Origin of the sequence: Shewanella gelidimarina (assembly GCF_023283945.1) — a bacterium.
GTDB lineage: Bacteria > Pseudomonadota > Gammaproteobacteria > Enterobacterales > Shewanellaceae > Shewanella > Shewanella gelidimarina.
Genome location: NZ_JAKIKW010000015.1, coordinates 43,233 through 63,905, shown reverse-complemented (window position 1 = coordinate 63,905; position 20,673 = coordinate 43,233). Strand labels below are relative to the sequence as shown.

16 protein-coding genes are annotated in these 20,673 nt (G+C 44.5%); 11 read left to right on the top strand and 5 right to left on the bottom strand.

The genetic code is table 11. The annotated features are described in order from the left end of the window. Positions 1–51 precede the first annotated feature (51 nt). The 3 genes from L2729_RS13555 to L2729_RS13545 form a co-directional block, all read right to left on the bottom strand. Positions 52–1,140: a polyamine ABC transporter substrate-binding protein gene (locus L2729_RS13555; protein ID WP_248988746.1), complete on the bottom strand. Its 1,089-nt coding sequence runs from the start codon at positions 1,138–1,140 to the stop codon at positions 52–54. A gap of 54 nt (positions 1,141–1,194) precedes the next feature. Then, positions 1,195–2,301, bottom strand: coding sequence for an agmatine deiminase (aguA, locus tag L2729_RS13550; RefSeq protein ID WP_248988745.1), 1,107 nt, complete (start codon positions 2,299–2,301; stop codon positions 1,195–1,197). A 221-nt stretch (positions 2,302–2,522) separates the two neighbouring features. Continuing rightward, positions 2,523–3,428: a LysR substrate-binding domain-containing protein gene (locus tag L2729_RS13545; protein ID WP_248988744.1), complete on the bottom strand. Its 906-nt coding sequence runs from the start codon at positions 3,426–3,428 to the stop codon at positions 2,523–2,525. 568 nt (positions 3,429–3,996) lie between these two features. Here L2729_RS13545 and L2729_RS13540 point away from each other — a divergent pair. The 3 genes from L2729_RS13540 (at position 3,997) to L2729_RS13530 (ending at position 7,721) form a co-directional block, all read left to right on the top strand. Continuing rightward, a complete protein-coding gene (locus tag L2729_RS13540; protein ID WP_248988743.1) occupies positions 3,997–5,718 on the top strand; it encodes a methyl-accepting chemotaxis protein in 1,722 nt (573 codons plus the stop codon). Positions 5,719–6,412: 694 nt separating this feature from the next. After that, positions 6,413–6,742, top strand: a complete 330-nt coding sequence (locus L2729_RS13535) for a hypothetical protein (RefSeq protein WP_248988742.1) — start codon at positions 6,413–6,415, stop codon at positions 6,740–6,742. A 112-nt stretch (positions 6,743–6,854) separates the two neighbouring features. Then, positions 6,855–7,721: a sensor domain-containing diguanylate cyclase gene (locus tag L2729_RS13530; protein ID WP_248988741.1), complete on the top strand. Its 867-nt coding sequence runs from the start codon at positions 6,855–6,857 to the stop codon at positions 7,719–7,721. Positions 7,722–7,808: 87 nt separating this feature from the next. Here L2729_RS13530 and L2729_RS13525 read toward each other — a convergent pair whose 3' ends face one another. After that, positions 7,809–8,309, bottom strand: a complete 501-nt coding sequence (locus L2729_RS13525) for a glycine cleavage system transcriptional repressor (protein WP_248988740.1) — start codon at positions 8,307–8,309, stop codon at positions 7,809–7,811. 180 nt (positions 8,310–8,489) lie between these two features. On the opposite strand from L2729_RS13525, the gene L2729_RS13520 reads away from it, so the two are divergent. The 6 genes from L2729_RS13520 (at position 8,490) to L2729_RS13495 (ending at position 17,136) form a co-directional block, all read left to right on the top strand. Then, positions 8,490–10,745: an ABC transporter permease subunit gene (locus L2729_RS13520; RefSeq protein WP_248988739.1), complete on the top strand. Its 2,256-nt coding sequence runs from the start codon at positions 8,490–8,492 to the stop codon at positions 10,743–10,745. Positions 10,746–10,830: 85 nt separating this feature from the next. Beyond that, positions 10,831–12,483, top strand: coding sequence for a phosphate ABC transporter permease PstA (gene pstA, locus L2729_RS13515; RefSeq protein ID WP_248988738.1), 1,653 nt, complete (start codon positions 10,831–10,833; stop codon positions 12,481–12,483). A 31-nt stretch (positions 12,484–12,514) separates the two neighbouring features. Continuing rightward, the gene (gene pstB / locus L2729_RS13510; RefSeq protein ID WP_101093294.1) at positions 12,515–13,333 is read left to right on the top strand and encodes a phosphate ABC transporter ATP-binding protein PstB; all 819 of its coding nucleotides are present in this window, start codon (positions 12,515–12,517) and stop codon (positions 13,331–13,333) included. 25 nt (positions 13,334–13,358) lie between these two features. Further along, complete coding sequence (phoU, locus tag L2729_RS13505) at positions 13,359–14,069, top strand: phosphate signaling complex protein PhoU (protein ID WP_248988737.1); 711 nt, start codon at positions 13,359–13,361, stop codon at positions 14,067–14,069. 499 nt (positions 14,070–14,568) lie between these two features. Then, positions 14,569–16,545 (top strand): BCCT family transporter, encoded by a 1,977-nt coding sequence (locus L2729_RS13500; protein ID WP_248988736.1) that lies wholly within the window; start codon positions 14,569–14,571, stop codon positions 16,543–16,545. A gap of 225 nt (positions 16,546–16,770) precedes the next feature. After that, the gene (locus L2729_RS13495; protein ID WP_101093288.1) at positions 16,771–17,136 is read left to right on the top strand and encodes a YajD family HNH nuclease; all 366 of its coding nucleotides are present in this window, start codon (positions 16,771–16,773) and stop codon (positions 17,134–17,136) included. A gap of 73 nt (positions 17,137–17,209) precedes the next feature. Here the strand turns inward: L2729_RS13495 and L2729_RS13490 are convergent, their stop codons facing one another. After that, entirely contained in the window at positions 17,210–17,455 is a 246-nt protein-coding gene (locus tag L2729_RS13490; protein WP_248988735.1) for a DUF1289 domain-containing protein, read from the bottom strand. Positions 17,456–17,955: 500 nt separating this feature from the next. On the opposite strand from L2729_RS13490, the gene L2729_RS13485 reads away from it, so the two are divergent. Together L2729_RS13485 and L2729_RS13480 are read left to right on the top strand one after the other, a co-directional pair. Then, positions 17,956–19,116 (top strand): chemotaxis protein, encoded by a 1,161-nt coding sequence (locus L2729_RS13485; RefSeq protein WP_248988734.1) that lies wholly within the window; start codon positions 17,956–17,958, stop codon positions 19,114–19,116. Positions 19,117–19,245: 129 nt separating this feature from the next. Beyond that, positions 19,246–20,535 carry a methyltransferase gene (locus L2729_RS13480; RefSeq protein WP_248988733.1) on the top strand — a complete coding sequence of 430 codons (1,290 nt, stop codon included), beginning with the start codon at positions 19,246–19,248 and terminating at the stop codon, positions 20,533–20,535. Positions 20,536–20,673: the final 138 nt, after the last annotated feature.

Below are 20,673 nucleotides of genomic sequence, written 5' to 3'. Positions count from 1 at the left end.
CACGAGTTAATGGGCGGGGGGGCTTATTTCCCCTCGTCACATTCAGTGAGTTTATTGACCGGTTTTTACTCGGGTCCACATGCGGTTCATGGCGCGCTCAAATTTCAAGCTGCGACTCTTATCGGCAAACAGGTTGTTTAAGGTTTTTTCATCGGGGTAGATCCCCGGGTGTGAGGTGATATTTGCGTCGACATATTGTAATGAATCGGCATTCGCGTTGGCATACCAGAGATAGTTAGAGATCCCCGCAATCACTTTTGGTTCTAGTATATGGTTGAGAAAGGCGTAAGCCGCATCAAGATTTTTCGAATCGCTAGTGATATTAAAAGTATCAGCCCATCCCTGTGCGCCTTCTTGAGGAATAACGTAGTTGACGTTGATCCCGTTATTGGCTTCTGCGGCGCGGTTAGCAGCCATAAAGACATCACCGCTCCATCCCATCGCAAGGCAGATATTACCACTGGCTAAATCGGTTATATAAGATGAACTATGAAAGTAAGTGATATAGGGACGAAGCGCTAACAGTCTATTTTCAACGAGTTTAAGATCGTCTAAGTCCTGTGAGTTTGGATCCTTGCCTAGATATTTCAGCATGGCACTGACAACTTCACTCGGGGCATCGACCATGGCAACACCACACTCGGCAAGCTTTGACAGCGTGTCGGCCTGAAACAGTAAATCCCAGGTATTGACGGGCTTGTCTCCCAGTATTTCACCCACTTTATCTACGTTATAGCCGATCCCTGTGGTTCCCCACATGTAGGGGATAGCATATTGATTATTGGGGTCGAACGACTGAACTATGTTGAGCACCTTAGGATCCAGGTGATGATAGTTCTTGAGACGGCTCTTATCTAATGGTTGGAACACCCCCACCGCGATTTGACGTTGTAGAAAAGAGCCGGAGGAGACCACAAGATCATAGCCGGTTTTCCCTAACAATAATTTGGTTTCGGCAAGCTCCTGCGAGTCATAGACATCGTAGTTTACTTTAATACCCGTTTTAGCCTCGAAGGAGTTGATTGCGTCTTCGCTGATATAGTCGGACCAATTATAGATATTAAGTGTGTTTTGCTCTGAGTGAGCATGTGCGCTACACAGCGCTAATGTTGTTAGCATCATTTTTATCGATATATTCATCTAAGCTTCCCTGTCATATCAGTCTTGAGTGGTTATCTTGCGTTGGGTTTTCGGCTATTTTTTGATCCCAGCGTATTGTGGCTGCGTGATGCAGGCGACATTGCCACCACCAAGTAGTATTTCGCGGGCATTTTGGATCCCGATCACCTTATGTTTTGGGAAGAGGTTTCTCAGTATGGCTTGCGCGGGTTCGTCCATAGGATCGTCATAGGCGGGGACCATAATGACGTCGTTGCCGATGTAATAATTGATGTAGGAGGCGCAGATCTTAGTGCCTGCTGCGCGTGAATGAGTGTCTGGTGAGCAATCAAGTCCCGCAGCTTCCTCTTCGGTCCACTCGAGAGCTTGAGGCTGGGGTATTTTATGTATGGTGAGCGCTCTGCCTTGGGCATCGGTAGTGCGACTTAAGATCTCATAGGCTTCTTGATAGATCTCATACTGGGGATCGCTTTCGTCATCCGTCCATTGCAGTAGGAGTTCTCCCGGGGCAATCCAGCAGGCCAGATCGTCGATATGACCGTCAGTTTCATCAAACTTACAGCCACGAGGCAGCCAGATAATTTTCTCGACGCCCATATAATCTCTGAGTTGTTGCTCGACCGCAGCTTTGCCTAAGTGCCCATTGCGGTTGGCGTTCAGTAAGCACTGCTCAGTGGTCAGTAAGGTGCCTTGACCATCGCACTGAATCCCGCCCATTTCAGCGATTAATGAGGAACGGTATCGGTCTACATTTTCAATTTTGAGGATCTTCTGCGCTATCTTGTCATCCTTATCCCAAGGGAAGTAGAGACCCCCGTTAAGCCCGCCATAGGCGTTAAAGGTCCAGTCTGTGCCCCTGACATCGCCTTTATCATTCACGAGGAAAGCGCAAGCTGAGTCTCTGAACCAGGCATCATTGGTGCTCATTTCAACGACGCGAACTGATTCGGGCAGCATGGTTCTGGCGTTCTCATATTGCGCCTGGGAGACACAGACAGTGACAAGTTCGCTTTGGGCAATTGCTGTGCATATCTCTACCCACACTTTTTGAGCCGGTTTTGCACCGTTTCGCCAAACATCACTTCGTTCTGGCCAACCTAACCAACAGCCTTTTTTGGGTTCAAACTCGCCCGGCATACGAAAGCCATCTTGGCGCGGCGTGGAATGTATTGTGCGTGGCATAGTGTTTACCTTGTTAATTGATTTAATGTACTCAACCTAACGAGGTAAAACTCAGGGGTCTACTGACAAAAACTGCACGAACAGGTGAGTTTTTATCATCAATATGCGGGGGTTAAGTAATTTATCAGCAGTAATGCAGAGAAAATCTCATCTTAAAGGGATGGGGGATGATTAAACTATAACGAAGAGAATTTAATGTGTCTGACGTTTCAATAGCAGGCTCAATCAAGCGCTGGAGAATGGTTGAATTTACTGTTGATCTGATTCTGCAGCCAATCGATAAAGGTATTGAGTTTTGCATCGCTTCGTTTGCGTTTTTCAGCCACCAGATAGTAGTTACCCAAAGAGGGAACACTCTCTATGAAGGGGCGAACGAGCTTACCTGCGTTGAGATCCGCCGTGGCAGTCAGGTTGTCGCCAATGGCGACCCCATAACCAGCAATGGCAGCTTCTAATGACAGGCCTGCATGAGCAAAATTGAGATGCTGTGGTGTATTCAGAATATGGGGTGCATGTGCCCCCAGCCAAGTAGCCCAAGTCTTGCCATCTTGATCATCGTGCAGCAAACGTTGAGCACTTAAGTTTAATGGTTTGTCGGCTTGAAGCAGGGCTGGGCTACAGACGGGAAAAAATTCCATTTGAGTGATTGGCGTAGCCCAAAAACGGTTCCAGTCAGCATCTCCCGCTCCATAGATGATAGAAAGGTCGGCTTGGGCATTGATATTTTGCGCATCGCTTGGATGCACGAGCAAGCTGACATCGATACTGGGATAACGTACTGCAAAATCACCAATCTGCTTGATTAACCATTTCGATGCGAGCTCTGGAGGCGCAGAAATAACTAAGCGGCCACTTAGCCCCGGCTCTATTGCTTTTTCACACGCTTGACTGATGATGTCGAATGCTTCTTGAATTGCAGGCAATAGATTTTGACCCACTTGGGTCAATTTAGCATTACGCCCCTCTTTTTCGAATAAGCTGACCCCCAATGCAGCCTCTAAGGCTTTCACTTGATGACTAACAGCACTGTTAGTCACACACAACTCTTCAGCGGCGCGGGCGAAGTGTTGGTGCCGCGCAGCGGATTCAAATGCCCTTAAGGGGTTTAACGGAGGAAGACGGCGCATAAGTCTCTAATCTGACATCAATATAATGGTTACAGTCTGGTTAGATTAAGGCACTGCGCACTAGATTAACAATAACTATTTATAAACAACTAGGGGCTGTTGATCTTTCGAGCTTAGTTTTTGTTCGACTCTATCCCGTAAAGAATAATGATTTTAGTACAAGGCTTGAGCGATGATGCTTAACTCGCTAAGCGAAAAGCGCGTAACGCATTCTAGTCATAAAAGACTAAAAGCAGTGAAACGAACCCGAAGGGCCGCGCTTCTTAGCTGTATTGGTTGTCGTATGAGTGACCGCTATTGTGGGACTCTTTTGCGGGGGGATTTATCTGCTACTGCTCATTTTGACCGTAATATAATTGGCATTAGTGTGGATAAAGTCTCATTTTATCAGCGTGATAACAATAATCATTATTGATGCCTTGATAGGGATCATGTCTTTTTAGATCCCTTTTACTTTAAACTACTTCATTATGGGTATCACTCTATGTTGATACTATTTATTTACATCAAGAATAATTATAAAAGCAATATTTTGCTGGACTGTTTTAGGTCTTAATAGGGAATTATTATGTCTGCTTTAATCGCTCAAGCGGAGAATCGCAGTATTCAAAGCTCCAACACACAAGGGACGGGTCTTATTCAGCAGATAAGGTCGGTTCGGTTTCAGCTCAAGTTAATTGTTTTTCTTACGGTTATCTCTTTTATACTCCTCGGGTATAAGGGGATCACTGGTATGCAAGATGCGGGAGATTCTATCGAGGAACTCTACACTCAGGGCATGCAGCACAGCATTAGAGCAGGTAAAGTTCTTAATGAACTTGCAAGTGCACGCAGTGGGCTTTTGCTGGCATTTCAGCATGACCCGAGTAGTAAGTTCTCAGATATGCATAATCACCCGCTTGAAAAGCACATCAAGGCAACCCAAGCCTCTATCGACCTGCTGCATCACATTGTTGATAATGAGATTTTGAGCTCTCCTCTTGAGGCTGACGAACGTGAGCAAATTAATCGATTAGCAGATCTACTGGATAAGGTGACTATTTCGGGATTTGAGCCCGCTCTTGAGGCGCTAAGACGCGGCGATTATGAGGAGTCGAATCACATATTACTGACTCAAATTAACCCGCTGTTTAAGAATATCAATACAGAAGCACAGTCATTTTTGGAACTACAGGTCGCTGAAGGGAAAGAGAGTTTTGAACTGTCTAAGGACAATATGGCTTTCTACATTCTATTAGTCGCGCTGTTTTCCAGTATCAGCATGCTAGTGATCAGTATCAGTTCTACTCTCATTATTCGACGCGTTAGTCAGGCGGTAACCCAGCTCGAAAATACCGCTAACGATATCGCTAATGGCGATCTGACCAAACGTATCAATTTGGGTGGCGATGATGAATTTTCACATATTGCAGCATACGTGAATCAGATTACATCCAGATTCCAACATGCGGTACAAAATACCCATGATTCGACGTCTAGATTAGCAAGTTCGGCCGAAGAAAATTCGGTAGTGTCGACTCAGACTCAACGTAATGTGGTCGATCAGCAGCAACAGACCCAGCTGATCGCAACTGCTATTCATCAATTTTCCGCAACAGTGCGTGAAGTGGCTCAAAGCGCAGCTGCCGCAGCAATGACCTCTGAAGAGGCGAACGCCGCAGCCAGTAATGGTCAGACGATTGTCGATGAGAGCATTAAGGTGATTGAAACCCTCTCTACAGAGATGGACGGTGCAACCGAGGCGATGAAGCTCTTGTCGCAACATTCTGATGAAATTGGCTCTGTGGTCGATGTTATTCAGGGGATCTCCCAGCAAACCAACCTGTTAGCACTCAATGCTGCTATCGAGGCTGCCCGTGCCGGTGAGCAGGGACGAGGTTTCGCGGTGGTGGCCGATGAGGTGCGTAATTTAGCCAAACGGACGCAGGATTCCACGGAAGAGATCCAAAAGATGATCCAGCGTTTACAGCAAGGTGCTCGTGATTCTACGGTGATGATGGAGCGTGGGACTGAGCAAGCAAAGTTGAGTGTTGATAAGTCACAGCAAGCCGGTGATGCACTGCAGCAAATTATAGTCAGTATCGAACAGATTAACTCTCTGAATGCGCAGATTGCAACGGCTTCCGAACAGCAGAGTTCGGTAACCGAAGAGATAAATAAAAACATCATCAATATCAGCGATATCTCAGATCAGACCGCAGCCGGAGCCGAGCAAAGCAATGTGGCCACCCGGGAGTTAGCTATCCTAGCTGAGTCGATGCAACAGCAGATCGCGCAGTATCGAGTGTAGTAATTTTCCAAAAATAGCCATGAATCGCGGCCCTTCGGGGTCGTTTCAATGCTTTTATTCTTTCAAGATTAGAGTGCATTACGCGCTTTTCGCTTAGCCTGCTAAGCATCATCGCTCGAGCCTTGTACTAAATCGATTATTTCTAACGGTAAATAATCGAACAAAAACTAAGCTCGAAAGTCAACAGCCCCCTAAAAGGCTGTTGTAAGGCTTATGAGTACTTCAAGCCTTGCTTGCTAGCCTACAGTAGAAACTCCCTCGCATAAATTCATAGTCTAGAATATGAAAATTGGTCTCCAAATTATCAGTAATGAGAGTATCGCAGCTACAATCTATCTCAGTATCAAGCGCGACGGCTATCCGCCTGAATGCGCAACTATCACATCGAGGATTGCGGATAGCTTGCCTTGCAGTGTTAAATAGGTAAAATTCTGTTGATAAAGAAAATCAAAGTGTTGTTTGGTGGTATTCATGACAAGAGTCCCAGTATCTGTGGCCTAATAAGTCCTACACGAGTGAGTCTTTAGAGGGGAATAGAGATAGACTTTATCTTTTGCCGCAAAGTGACTTCATTCAACAAGGTTTTTCAAGTCGGACAAGGTAGTAGGATTCTGTTCGTCTCTCAGCATTGAGTCAGCAATTCTTAGCTGCTTAAAACGACATTAGACCTAGTCAGATACTTAAGAGTATATTAATGAATAATCTTCACACTTACATCGCAGCAACAAAAGGTGAGTTGAGCGGAGTGAAACTTGAAGCCTCAGAATCATTTGATAAATCATATACCGATCAAGGTATCGTTGTTAGTTGCATCGAATCAATATTCCATTTCAGCAATGGGGTGGTGATGAAATGTTGTAATGAAGCTGATATATTTGAAGATAATGAACAAATATGCCCAGAGTGTTGGATATCATATGAAGTGATTTCCGAATCTGACGAGACGCATATTTGTCCTAAAACAAAGACGTTCTTAAATCATTGCCAAGAGGCTTTTTGGTTGAAAATTAACAAGTCACAATAGGCATGTAAAAAGCGAATCAATAAGAACAAAAACAGTGGGCTGTTTTCGTTGCTCAATATTCGCCCATTAACAGGGCATTTTATGCTTCATAATTGAAGGTATAGAAGAAATAATGAACTCGCAAATACTTAAACCACGCGCTACGGCCTTCGATTACCTGTTTGATTCAGTGGTAGTCACTGACTCGCAAGGCATCATTACTGATTGGAACAAAGGTTCTGAAGCACTGTATGGCTACTCCAAGGAAGATGCCATTGGTCAATCTGTTAGTATGCTCCATGTCCCTGAGGACACCGACCACATCACTTCAGAAGTGATCTCAGCGGTGGGAGAATTAGGGAAATGGACGGGTGAAATCAGGATGTTACATAAAAATGGCGATATTGGCTGGATCGAGTCAATGTGTGTCCCAATTTATGATTCAAATGAGAAAATGGTCGGTGCGCTAGGGGTCAATCGAAATATCACCGGTCGTATAAAAGAAGCAGAACGACTTCAATACCTCGCACATTATGACTACCTCACAAAAATCCCTAATCGTTACTTGTTGTTCGACCGTGTGGAGCATTTAATCGCACAGTCTAAACGTCATAAAATGAGTTTTGCGCTGCTTTATATTGATTTGGATAAATTCAAAACCATTAACGATACCAAAGGTCATACTTTCGGAGATCAGGTTTTGATAGAAACTGCGATACGCCTTAAACAATGCATTCGTGGCTCAGATACCGTCGCCAGGATAGGAGGTGATGAGTTTGTTATTTTACTGGAAGAAATGGCGAATAAGAATGATGTTTCGTTAGTCGTTGAAACTTTAGACAAGGCATTTAACAAAGCATTCATTGTCGATGGTAACAATATTGAGGTTTGTTGTAGTGTGGGTGTCGCAATTTACCCTGACCAAGGAACCACGATGGACTCCTTGCTCGCAATAGCTGATAAAGACATGTACAAAACCAAGCTGCGTGATCGCGATTAGCTCAAGAAGCCTGCACATGGCAGGCTTATACTTGTCTGCTCCCGATAACGTCAGTAGACGTTTCAGCTTGAATGTACGTTATGACGACTAAGTCGACACGTTATCCAACACCACATCATCGCCAATAGCGTGCAGTGCTTCTGTTAATTTATCCTCATGACTGGCATCTTTAAGGCCTAAATCGAACTCAGCCCTAAACAGGGCAATACCTGTGTGGCTAGCACTTTCATATCGGGTACTCATGTGCTCAATATTGATCCCTAGTGCACTGATCTTATTTGAGATCTCGTGGACTAAACCCGGTCTATCATAGGCAACTAGTGAATAACTGAGGTGGATATCTTCATTGGTGGCTTTCTTCGTTTTTGCGTAGGTTAACGCAACACCTTCCAAGCATTCTAAGCTTTCAACGAGTTCATCCCAATGTGCTGAAGGCACCTCTAATAATAGGATTGCAGCAAATATGCCATCGATGTGGCGTAGCTCAGAATCTAACCAATTACCGCCGTGTCGGCTTACTGCATGGGCTATTTGCTCTACTAAACCTTCACGGTCCATCGCTTGTAACGTAACGAGATACCTTAACATATTGATATAGCTCCATTAATTAATAAGTTAACCACTGTAACACTAGTGTCATTTTTGCGTAATATAATGCACAGCATTAGAATATGTCAGCGTAGTGCCTATTTGGTAACACTACAGTTAGCATAGTCGTGGATACAATCCCAGTTTATTTTACTGGCTTTTAAATAATCGAGGTTCTTAATGGAAACTCAGGTATCTCAGCCTGGACCTGCTGCAAAAAACCTATTGATAAACAATGGTACATCGCGCAGAGCAATCATGGATAAAGCTGCCCAAATAGGTGTCACCATTGGTGGAACCATGGTATTTGTGGCCTTGCTACTGATCTTCTTTTATCTACTTTATGTGATTAAGCCGCTATTCGATAGCGCTGAGGTCGCACCGGTTGTGAGTGCTCAATATCATGATACTCAACCAGCGTTAATGGTCGGTAGTGATGAGCAAAATGAGATCATGTACCGGGTATCGCAGCTAGGTAAAGTGGACTTTTTTGATACCCAAACATCACAACTGATCCGGACTGAGCAGATTAATACGCCTGCAGGCTCTCATGTTGTGAGTAGTTCAGCAGCCATGCCAAGTGAGCAGCGTTTTGCATTAGGGTTGAGTAATGGCCAAGCGATTATTGCAGGGGTTGAGTTTGGGGTTACGTACCCTGATGACAAGCGCCTCATCACGCCTAATCTTCGTTTCTTAAATGGAAACGCGCCGCTGACCGTTGATGCTGAAGGTCATGCACTTAACCATTTAGTATTTGATGTTAGCAGTGACAAAATGAGCTTTGTTTATCAAGACAATGACAAAGTATGGCGCATCTCTCGCCAAGAAGGCGAAGAGAACATGATGACCGAAGAGGTTGAATGGGTGACGTACACAGGCATTATTCCTGATGCTCCCGTCAACGTACAACAGAGGTTGATGACACCCGATCACCGCCAATTAATTTTGAGCTCAGATAACAAACTGTTTGTTTATGATATTCGTGATGCTGAAGATGTGAGCTTACGACAAGTACTTGAACTCGGGCGTGCCAAAGCCAAAGTGACTAATGTGAGTTTGTTAGCGGGTGCCAGCTCTTTGCTTGTCAGTTATGACAGTGGTTTGGTGCAGCAATACTTTCAAGTTAATGGTGAGCAAGGGCGTCAATATCAAGAAATTCGCGACTTTCAAAACAAAGCGGGGATCAAGAGTGTCGCGTCAGAATTCTATCGTAAGAGCTTTGTCGCCATTACCGACGAGGGTAACTTAAGCCTGCTTTATACCACCAGTCAGCGTGAGCTTTTCTCTGAAAATTTTAAGCTTAAAAACCCAGGCACAGTCGGGTTTAGTCCTCGTTCTAACGCGCTGGTTGTGGAAGCGGACGGTAAACTCAACCTGTTTAGCGTATCCAATACCCATCCAGAAGTATCGTGGAGTGCGATGTGGAGTAAGGTTTGGTACGAAGGTTACCCTGAGCCTAAATATGTGTGGCAGTCGACTTCAGGTTCTGACGACTTTGAAGCAAAATTAAGCCTTATGCCATTGGCGTTTGGTACGATGAAAGCGGCATTTTACGCCATGCTATTTGCCACTCCGTTGGCCATTGCCGGTGCGATATATACGGCATATTTCATGTCTCCCAAAGTACGCGCCGTGGTTAAGCCAACCATTGAAATTATGGAAGCTTTACCGACAGTTATTCTGGGTTTCCTTGCAGGCCTCTGGCTCGCGCCTTTGATTGAACATAATTTACCCGGCATTTTAACCTTACTCATATTATTGCCCTCCTCGGTATTGTCTACCGCATTTGCTTGGCATAAATTGCCCGCGAAGTGGAAGCAGCGTCTGCCTGATACTTACCAAGAGATTATGTTAATCCCGGTGATTTTGTTTGTCGGTTGGTTCTCGTTTGCGATTAGCCCAGGTTTAGAATCAGCGTTCTTTGGCGGTGATACACGTATGTTTATCACCAATGAGCTCGGCATCACCTTTGACCAACGTAATGCGTTAGTCGTGGGTGTTGCAATGGGCTTTGCGGTTATTCCCACTATCTTCTCAATTGCGGAAGATGCCGTGTTCTCAGTTCCTCGTCATCTATCTAACGGTAGTTTGGCACTGGGTGCAACAACGTGGCAGACCTTAACGCGGGTGGTGTTATTAACCGCGAGTCCGGGTATTTTCTCTGCGGTAATGATGGGATTGGGACGTGCAGTAGGCGAAACTATGATTGTATTAATGGCAACGGGTAACACCGCGATTATGGAATGGAGTGTCTTCGAGGGAATGAGAACCCTGGCTGCCAACATTGCTGTTGAGATGCCTGAGTCGGCCATAGGTAGTTCGCATTACCGGGTGCTGTTCCTAGCCGCCTTTGTACTGTTTATCTTTACGTTCTTCTTCAACACGATTGCAGAAGTGGTAAGACAACGTCTACGTGAACGCTATAGCTCACTGTAATTGTAGATTTATATGGATGTTTTGATAATGATAAATACTAATTTCATAAAGAGTAATTCGTCAGTCGCCGTAAGAGGTTTAGCTAATGGGTAAGTGGTTTAAATCTGGCTCTCCTTGGATTTGGATGACCAGTGGCGCCGTGAGCGTTTGTTTAATCGCGGTACTAGGGTTGCTATTGCTAATTGCATGGCGTGGTTTAAGTTACTTTTGGCCTGCTCAGATCTATCAGTGGGAGATACAAGATCCTACCGGTGATCGTTACAGCATTATCGGTGAAATATACGATAGAGAAGAAGTGCCTATTGAGCGTTTGTTGTCTGCCGGCCATACGTTTGATGCTGATGTTGGTGACACTGTTACGCGTTACCTGATTAAAACCGGTAACCGTGAGTTTGTTGACTTAGATTTTCGCTGGGTGATGGAGACCAATATTATTTCGCGCACTAAGCCGAATGATATCGCGGTCATTGAACGTAGCAAAAACGGTGACTTCTATGGTTATCCAGTGGGGATCATTGAAGATGGTCAGCGGTTAACACCTGATAATATTGAAACTGCTTTTGCAGAGCATATCGAACGTGCTGTTGCACTAAATGACAAAGCGCTCGATATTCAAAAAGGCGATATCGGCACCATAAACTATGAGCTAGAGAATCTGCGCTTAGAGTCACGCCGCTACGAGTTGGATAATGCGCTGACTGATAGTCGAAAAGCTAAAATTGAAGCGCAGCGTTTAACGTTAGATGCCGCATATCAAGTTGTTGAAAAAGAGTTCTTTGCCCTTAAAACTGAAGCGGGTCGTGACTTTGTCATCATTCGTGACATGCGCGGCGAAGAGGTGACACTTAAGCTTGATACCATTTTAGATGTTACTTACGCTAACCGGCTGAGTATATTAGGCAAAGTCGGGCATTGGTTTATCGGTATCGGTAAGTTTGTCAGCGATGATCCACGTGAAGCGAATACCGAGGGTGGTGTATTCCCCGCTATTTTTGGTACCGTGTTTATGGTGATGTTGATGGCAGTGATCGTGACACCATTTGGGGTGATAGCGGCTATTTATCTGCACGAGTACGCCAAGAAAGGGCCTGTGACTAAGATGATCCGTATCGCGGTGATTAACTTAGCGGGTGTGCCATCCATCGTATACGGTGTGTTTGGATTAGGTTTCTTTGTTTACATGTTTGGTGGCTCAATTGACCAACTGTTTTACCCTGAAGCACTGCCAGCGCCCACTTTTGGCTCACCAGGTGTTCTCTGGTCGGCATTAACTTTAGCCATTTTAACCCTGCCAGTGGTGATAGTATCGACGGAGGAAGGCTTAAGCCGTATCCCTATTTCGGTACGCCAAGGTAGCTTGGCACTGGGCGCGACGAAAGCCGAAACCTTGTGGCGCATTATCGTGCCAATGGCCAGCCCTGCGATTATGACGGGTTTGATTTTGGCGGTAGCCCGCGCGGCAGGTGAGGTGGCTCCGCTGATGTTAGTCGGTGTGGTAAAGCTTGCCCCAACGCTGCCTGTGGACATTAATTTCCCATTTGTGCATTTGGAACGTAAGTTCATGCACTTAGGTTTCCACATCTATGATGTCGGTTTCCAAAGCCCTAACGTAGAAGCAGCGCGCCCCTTGGTATACGCTACTTCCTTCCTTTTGGTCTCGGTGATCGTGGGGTTAAATTTAACCGCCATTGGTGTACGAAACCACTTACGCGAAAAATATCGTTCGCTTGAGCATTAATTGACGATTATCCTAAGTGATAGGAAATAACATGATTTCAATAGATCAATCGGTAATGAAGACTGAAATGCTAGACCTAGAAAACTTGAGTAAAGAAGACACGGCATTAGAGATCCGTAACCTCGACCTTAAATATGGCGATAAGCAGGCACTGTTTGATGTGTCTATGCATATCCCTAAGAAAAAGGTTACGGCATTTATTGGCCCAAGTGGTTGCGGTAAATCAACCCTATTGCGCTGTATTAACCGCATGAATGACTTAGTTGATCACTGTCATATCAGTGGCGAAATTTTGCTGCACGGTCAGAATATCTATGACAAAAAAGTCGATGTTGCCGCACTGCGTCGTAATGTTGGTATGGTATTCCAACGTCCAAACCCATTTCCTAAATCAATTTACGAGAATGTGGTGTATGGATTGCGCCTGCAAGGCGTAAAAAATCGTCGTGATCTTGATGATGCGGCTGAACGCTCTTTACGTGGCGCGGCGATTTGGGATGAAGTAAAAGACAGATTACATGACAATGCATTCGGTCTGTCTGGCGGTCAGCAGCAGCGTTTAGTTATCGCCCGTGCCATTGCGATTGAGCCTGAAGTCTTGCTGCTTGATGAACCCACATCGGCACTGGATCCTATCTCAACATTGACGATTGAAGAGCTGATCACTGAGCTTAAATCTAAATATACCGTAGTTATTGTGACGCATAACATGCAGCAGGCTGCACGAGTGTCAGACCAAACCGCCTTTATGTATATGGGGGAGCTGGTTGAATATGCAGACACTAACACCATATTTACCACGCCGCGTAAGAAAAAGACTGAAGATTACATTACCGGTCGTTACGGCTAAATTGAACTGATAGAGGTTTATTACAATGGAAAACATGAACTTAAATAAACATATCTCTGGTCAGTTCAATGCTGAACTGGATGATATTCGTAATCGTGTATTGACGATGGGCGGGCTTGTTGAGCGTCAGCTAGAGCAGTCTCTTGATGCTTTAGCTGCATTGGACTCTGAGCTGGCTCAGAGAGTGATTGAAGGCGACCATAAAGTGAATGGCATGGAAGTGGCCATTGACGAAGAGTGCACCCGGATCATTGCTAAGCGCCAACCCGCTGCCAGTGATTTACGCCTGGTATTGGCGATATCTAAAACCATTACCGATTTAGAACGTATTGGCGATGCGTGTGTGAAGATAGCAAAAGCGGCGCTGGATAAACGTTCTAAAAATCAACAGCCTTTGCTGGTGAGTATTGAAAATATGGGCCGCCATGCCACGCGTACTTTGCATGCCACTCTGGATGCATTAGCGCGTATGGACGCTGATGTGGCGTTAGAGCTGCATAAAGAAGATGCCAAGCTCGACAAAGAGTACGAAGGAATTATTCGTCAGTTGATGACTTATATGATGGCTGATCCTAGATCTATTCCTGAAGTGTTAGACGTACTTTGGGCAGCGCGTGCTGTAGAGCGCGTCGGCGATCGTTGTCAGAATATTTGCGAATACATCATCTATTACGTTAAAGGTAAGGATGTACGTCATATCTCCTATGAAGAGATGGAGAGAGACTTGGACTTCTAGTTTTGTTTGTTGATAAAGCAGACAAGGCCTGACAGCATTGAATGAATAATGAGACAAGCCCCACAGATTGATACTAAGTGGTTACTTGTTAAACTAAAAAACAGCATTTTGCTGTTTTTTTGTATTTGGACGCTAGACAAAATCTCGGCTAAATGAATAATGTATCCGCATTAATGAATTTTGTGTTGAAAATCCAAATTTAAACCCAAACCTAAGCCAAATTCTATTTAATAGCTGGATCGGGCCTTACACGGCAGACTCTAGGTTGAGCTATTCAATACGATTTTAAATATGCGAGTAGATCAAATTTACTGAACAACCATCCGTTTAGTCTATTGATTTATTTACATGTCTTTGGTGAGTACACCTCACGGGTTTAGGCACAAAATGATAAACCCGCCAGTGTATTCTTATATTAGCTTATAGGCTCCTAACCTCTGCCAGGCCTGTTACGCCTAGCGAGAATAGAGGCGTATACTTCATTAACTGCGGTAACTGTATGTCGATTAAATCGAGTATTAATCCACCTGTTTTTTTCTCTTCTGTTTTCCTGATCACTTTAATGGTTCTGACCACCGCTATTTGGCCGAACCAAGCGCAAGATTTCTTTAAAATTGTACAATCCTGGTTTGAATTAAAAGCTGGCTGGCTCTATATCCTAGGCGTAGCGGTGTTTTTAATTTTTGTCATCTTCGTGATGGTGTCGCGTTTTGGCGATATTAAACTTGGCCCTGATCACTCTGAACCTGATTACAGCTATAAAAGCTGGATAGCCATGTTGTTCTCTGCGGGCATGGGTATTGGTTTGATGTTTTTTGGTGTTGCAGAGCCGGTGATGCACTATCTTGCGCCGCCAGATGCCGACCCACAGACGATACAAGCTGCAAAAGATGCCATGAAGATTACGTTCTTCCATTGGGGCATTCACGCATGGGCTATATACGCCGTAGTGGCGCTGAGTTTAGCGTACTTCTCATATCGTCATAAACTACCATTGCTGCCTAGAAGCGCACTTTACCCAATATTTGGTGAACGTATTTTTGGTCCTATCGGCCATGCTGTCGATACCTTTGCTGTATTGGGTACCATGTTTGGTGTGGCAACATCGCTTGGATTTGGTGTGCTGCAGGTCAATTCAGGCCTTAACTATCTACTGGGCGTGCCTGTAAATGCTTATGTGCAAGTGGGCTTAATTATCGTTATTTCGCTTATTGCCACTGTATCGGTGTTCTCCGGCCTTGATAAAGGGGTGAAACGCTTAAGTGAACTTAACTTAGGTTTGGCGATACTGTTACTTATTTTCATATTGATATTCGGCCCAACAGTTGAACTGTTACAAGCTTTTGTACAAAACACAGGTGGCTACTTAAGTGACATTGTTGGTAAGACATTTAACCTATATGCCTATGAGCAAAAGAACGATTGGCTCGGTGGTTGGACGCTACTTTATTGGGGCTGGTGGATCTCATGGTCACCATTTGTAGGGACTTTTATTGCTCGTGTGTCACGTGGTCGTACTATCCGTGAGTTTCTAATCGGTGTGCTATTTGTGCCATCGGCGTTTACCTTCTTATGGATGACAGTATTTGGTAACTCTGCCATTGACGCCATAATGAACCAAGGTGCTACTTATCTATCTGATGCGGTTTCATCAGATGTCTCTGTAGCGCTATTTGTGTTCTTTGAGCACATGCCATTTTCGACCTTGTTATCGACAATCGCATTATGTTTGGTAATCACCTTCTTCGTTACTTCATCAGATTCAGGTTCGTTGGTGATTGATAACCTAACCTCTGGTGGCGATCACAATGCACCCGTATGGCAACGGATTTTCTGGGCCATGTTACAAGGCATAGTGGCGTCAGTACTGTTGTTAGCTGGCGGGTTACAAGCCTTACAAACAGCGGCGATAGCCAGTGCATTGCCGTTTCTAATTGTGATGCTGCTGATGTGTTTTGGACTGTTTAAAGCATTGCAGGATGATTGGCTAAAGATCAATAGCGTGCAATCCCACAATACCAGCGTGCAATTCACGAAGACTAACGTCAGTTGGGAAGATCATATTGATGTTCTTGTCTCACATCCGAGCGAGGCTCAAGCGCTAGGTTTCTTGGAAGAAGTGGCAAAGCCGGCATTAAATAAGGTCTGTGAGACCTTTAATAGCAAGGGCGTAGCGGCAGAGTTAAAGCACTTTGATAGTCGTATTCGGTTTGTCATTGCTAATGAGGAACATGATGACTTTGTTTATGGATTGCGGATCCGTGCCTTTAGTATTACCAACCCGATTGAAAGCGAAGTTGCAGAAGGCGACTCTGAGTATTATCGGGTTGAAGTATTTTTAGAGCACGGTGGACAACATTACGATGTGATGGGCTTTACTCAGGAGCAAGTATTGGCTGATGTGGTTACGCAGTACGAGAAGTACCTGCATTATCTGCATCTTTCAAGTTCTGAGTATTTAGGCCGTGAAGTCTAGAGACCCATATATGACTGAGTGCAAATTCAGTAATTAGCGCAGTTTTAGTGTAGAAAGTACATTGAAAAAGGTTAGCTTCAATACGCAATTTAACAGTGTAATGGGCTAGCCTTTTTTATTTCAGCAAAGTTTGGCTGATTGATCATCGAACTCAGTTACAGCGGATATATTTCAGTGTTAGTATTAGATTCATAGAGACATTAAACCGAAACGAGATATACCGACATGGCAGCAGCACCAGGGCAAAGTAAGTTAGATAAAGTACTAGCCGAAGCACGAGATTATAAAGCCAAGCGTGAAACGGGTTACCGTGAGCAGGCACTTAAGCTTTATCCTTGGGTATGTGGCCGTTGTACTCGTGAGTTTAACAATGCGAACTTACGTGAATTGACAGTACATCATCGTGATCATAACCACGACAATAACCCATCAGATGGTACCAACTGGGAATTACTCTGTTTATATTGTCACGACAATGAGCATTCAAAGTTTGAAGAATTGATCCAGTACGGCGCCACTACCGAAGTTAAGATGGACACAGCGACGTATAATCCATTCGCCGATCTAAAAAGTATGCTCAACAAAAAGTAATCGCACTTTAAGTTAAGACACATAAAACCGTCGATTAACGATGAAAAAAGCCGCTCATTGCGGCTTTTTTACGTTAAGTTGAACCGTCCTCGGTTGCTTTAATTCTTGCTTCGGCTTCCAACCATTTAACGCGGCTTAAAATGGCACTATTTTCGCCATCAAGCATGTCGGCCTTACGTTGTTTGAGTTTTGTCCACACCAGCGCTTTGGCCTCATTGCTGGCGTTGCCCCATCCTACTATCTCGTCAATATGGCGATAGCACCCCATACAGTAATCATCTTCATTTAGCCCACAGCGAGCCACGCAGGGTGATTGCATTTTATTGTGCACCTGTTCTAATTTGCGACGAAGTGTAATACCTATTGCGTTAAATTTATAGTTAACTTGAATTAGGCAATCCTGTTTATTAATAATATTTATTGTAAAACATAACGTTGATTTCTATTGGTGGTGGGAGAAACTGTTGACTTAACGGCATCAATTCAAAGCATATTGATGGGATTGGTGACTTGAACCACAGTGTGTGGCGAGGGCTTAGAGTAGCCTCTGTGTTTTGAAGGCCTACAGAACGCCGACAGTATGATTAAATTATTAATACAACAAGTATAAATTAGCTAGAATTAAGAGACGAGGTTATCTGTTTGCGAGTGATTTACTTAACTTGAACTCTAGGCTCTTATCGTAAGCATTAGTTTATATAAGCGATCTAAAACCCTAATGTGTTTTAGTTGTATGCCTAGCAGGGAACGGATGTTAGAATTTGGGAAATAATTTATTAGTTGATAATATTCAATATGTTGCATTTTAATGGAGGCTTTATGAAAGCGGCGTTTCGCTTTTGCTTTGTCATTGTTACGGCAGTGTTGGTTGCCGGGTGTTCCCTGTTAGAGATCAAGTTAGAAAGTGGCATTGAGCCGTTACCTAAAGATCAGCTAAACATGCGCGTTTTCAGCCGAGATTTTAGTACGGTGTTTTATAGTCAGGTGGAAAGTGGCGCCGATCTGATAGAGCGCAACAGCGACAGTGTGCCCATTAAGTCGAATACACTGATGTGGAAAATTAACGCCGAGCAGAATCTGCAACATACCATATTTCAAGCATCTCCTACTGCAGCCATGGTTGACACCTGGGTGTTTACCGAACAAATGGCGCAATTTTTTGAATCCGGTGCGGGTAAGAATGTGTTTGGTGAGCAGCAACAAACGGCTATCGACGTGAGCCAGCATCTGAGAGATCAGTTTGAACGCACGATTAAAAAATTTGGTGCGGCAAGTTTCCAAAAGAACCAGCATTTCGTTAAGCAATATGTCGCAAAGTACCCGATTAAGGATATGTCATTTACGCGTCAGTCAGCCTTTACTGATTGGTTAGAGTACAATGAAATCAATGAGTTTGATGCGGTAACCACCTTTGGTACCGTGCCTGAGGTCATGAGCGACATTTCTGACCGAATGGCAATGATTGCCGAGCAAATGCCAAAGATATTAGGCTGGAAAGCGGAGCTTTATGCATTACATTCCAATATTAACGCCGATGAGGTGCAAGCGACTTTAATGAGTATTAGTGATACCTCAGCCAAGTTTCAGCAACTCATGGCGCAAAGCCCCGAGATGATGCAAGCGCTAGCGGTTGATCTGCGCAGAGAGTTAACGCCACTATTAGCGCAATTGAGCGCATCAACAGACGATAAGCTCGCTCAACTGTCAGTTGAGCGACAAGCGCTTGAGTTAATGGTGAAAAACGAGCGTATTGCATTAGAAGCTATGGTGACGAGAGAGCGCGCTGCAGCGGCAGTTGATTTAGAGAAAATATCTGAGCAAACCGTTAAAGTGGTTTTTGAAGAGATCACTAAAACGCTCAAGAGTCTGATACTCTATTTTGTATTGTTCTTGCTGGTGGTCTTTTTTGCCCCGCTTGGGCTTGGCGTATGGCTGGGTAAGCGGATGCAAGTTAAAAAGCAAGATTCGATAGCGCCATAACCATTGCGCTAAAGAGCTGTGATAAACTGGCGTTACTCATCTAAAAGGAGACTTCAAAAAGTCTCCTTTTATTGTTTAAAGCGGTATTAACGTCTTTTAACATCAACCTCGAATCAATGTTTATCTCATATGAAGCAAGATACTAGCTCGATATCAGCCTTTGCGACTCAATTCAAACAGCTCGACAGTTTGCTGAGCTTGAGCCGTCCACTTTGGCAAAACCGCAGTTTTGAATGTCGTCAATTACCCTGGGGTGATGCTTTTCCGACACTAGCGAGATCAGTTTGGCAAATTGCAGATGATGAACTTGATGCTATTGATGCCTGCCAGCTAAGCCTAAGTGAGCGATTACTACCGTCGTTAAAGCAAGACCTGCAGGCCGCTGGAAGCGATTGGGACTTAAACTTATTGCTCCCCGAGGTCGCAGCGGCTACATCCACTGAGCCTGCAGAAATAATTTCATCATTAAAAAATGACAGTATTCGGTCATTAGCATTACTGCAAGCGGATGATATGGCGCATTTTAGTGCGCATATAAAAGGACGAAAGTGGCAACAGATCACGGCTTTTGTTGCGCAGTTACCGGATACTCAATTGCCAGTGCTTGAGTGGTGCGCTGGCAAAGGTCATTTAGGGCGCTTGATCGCTAAAGCAAAAGGTCGCAACGTTGTGAGTTTAGAGTGGCAGCAGAGCCTGTGCGAGGCGGGTCAGCATTTTGCAGATAAATGGCAGTTACCACAACGTTTTGTCTGTGCTGATGCGTTTGCGGAGCAGCAAGGCCAGCTTGAAGAGCAACAACTGGCTGTGGCGCTGCATGCTTGCGGTGATCTGCACGTTACCTTGTTACAGCACGCCAGTAACGCTGGGACTCGGCAAGTGGTGATATCGCCGTGTTGCTACCATCTTATTCAGGCTCAGTATTACCAGCCACTCTCTATGACGGCTAAAACAAGCGACTTGCTGTTGACTAGAGCGGATCTGCAGCTGCCTTTGCAACAAAGCATGATAGCAAGTGCTAAAGGTAATCAATATCGGCTGCAAGAGATGGCATGGCGCTTAGGATTCGATTCTTTGCAACGTGAGATGCGTCAAGTGGATGAGTATTTGCCTATTCCATCGATTAAGCAAAGCCAGCTCAATGGTGAGTTTGAAACTTTCAGTCGCTGGGCCGCAAACACCAAGAAAGTGCCCTTGATTGATTCGATAGACTGGGCACATTATCAAGCCAACGGGCGTGAACGACAACGACTGACTCGTCGCATCGATTTGGTGGCCCATCTTTTCAGAAGCGTATTCGAAAAATGGCTATTACTTGACCGAGTTTGCTTTTTAGAAGAGAGCGGTTACCAAGTAAAGTTGAGTGAATTTTGTTTAAACAGTATTACGCCTCGAAATGCGATAATTAGCGCATTTAAATAGAAAAATGACAGTTTGATAATTTAATAAGTGCGTAACAAATTGTTTATTAAGTTGTAATTGAGTCAGTGATGATTGAATCTGACGGTAAAGTGGTGCCATTTTAAGAGCAAAGTTGATGATAGAGTGGATTTAAAGGTC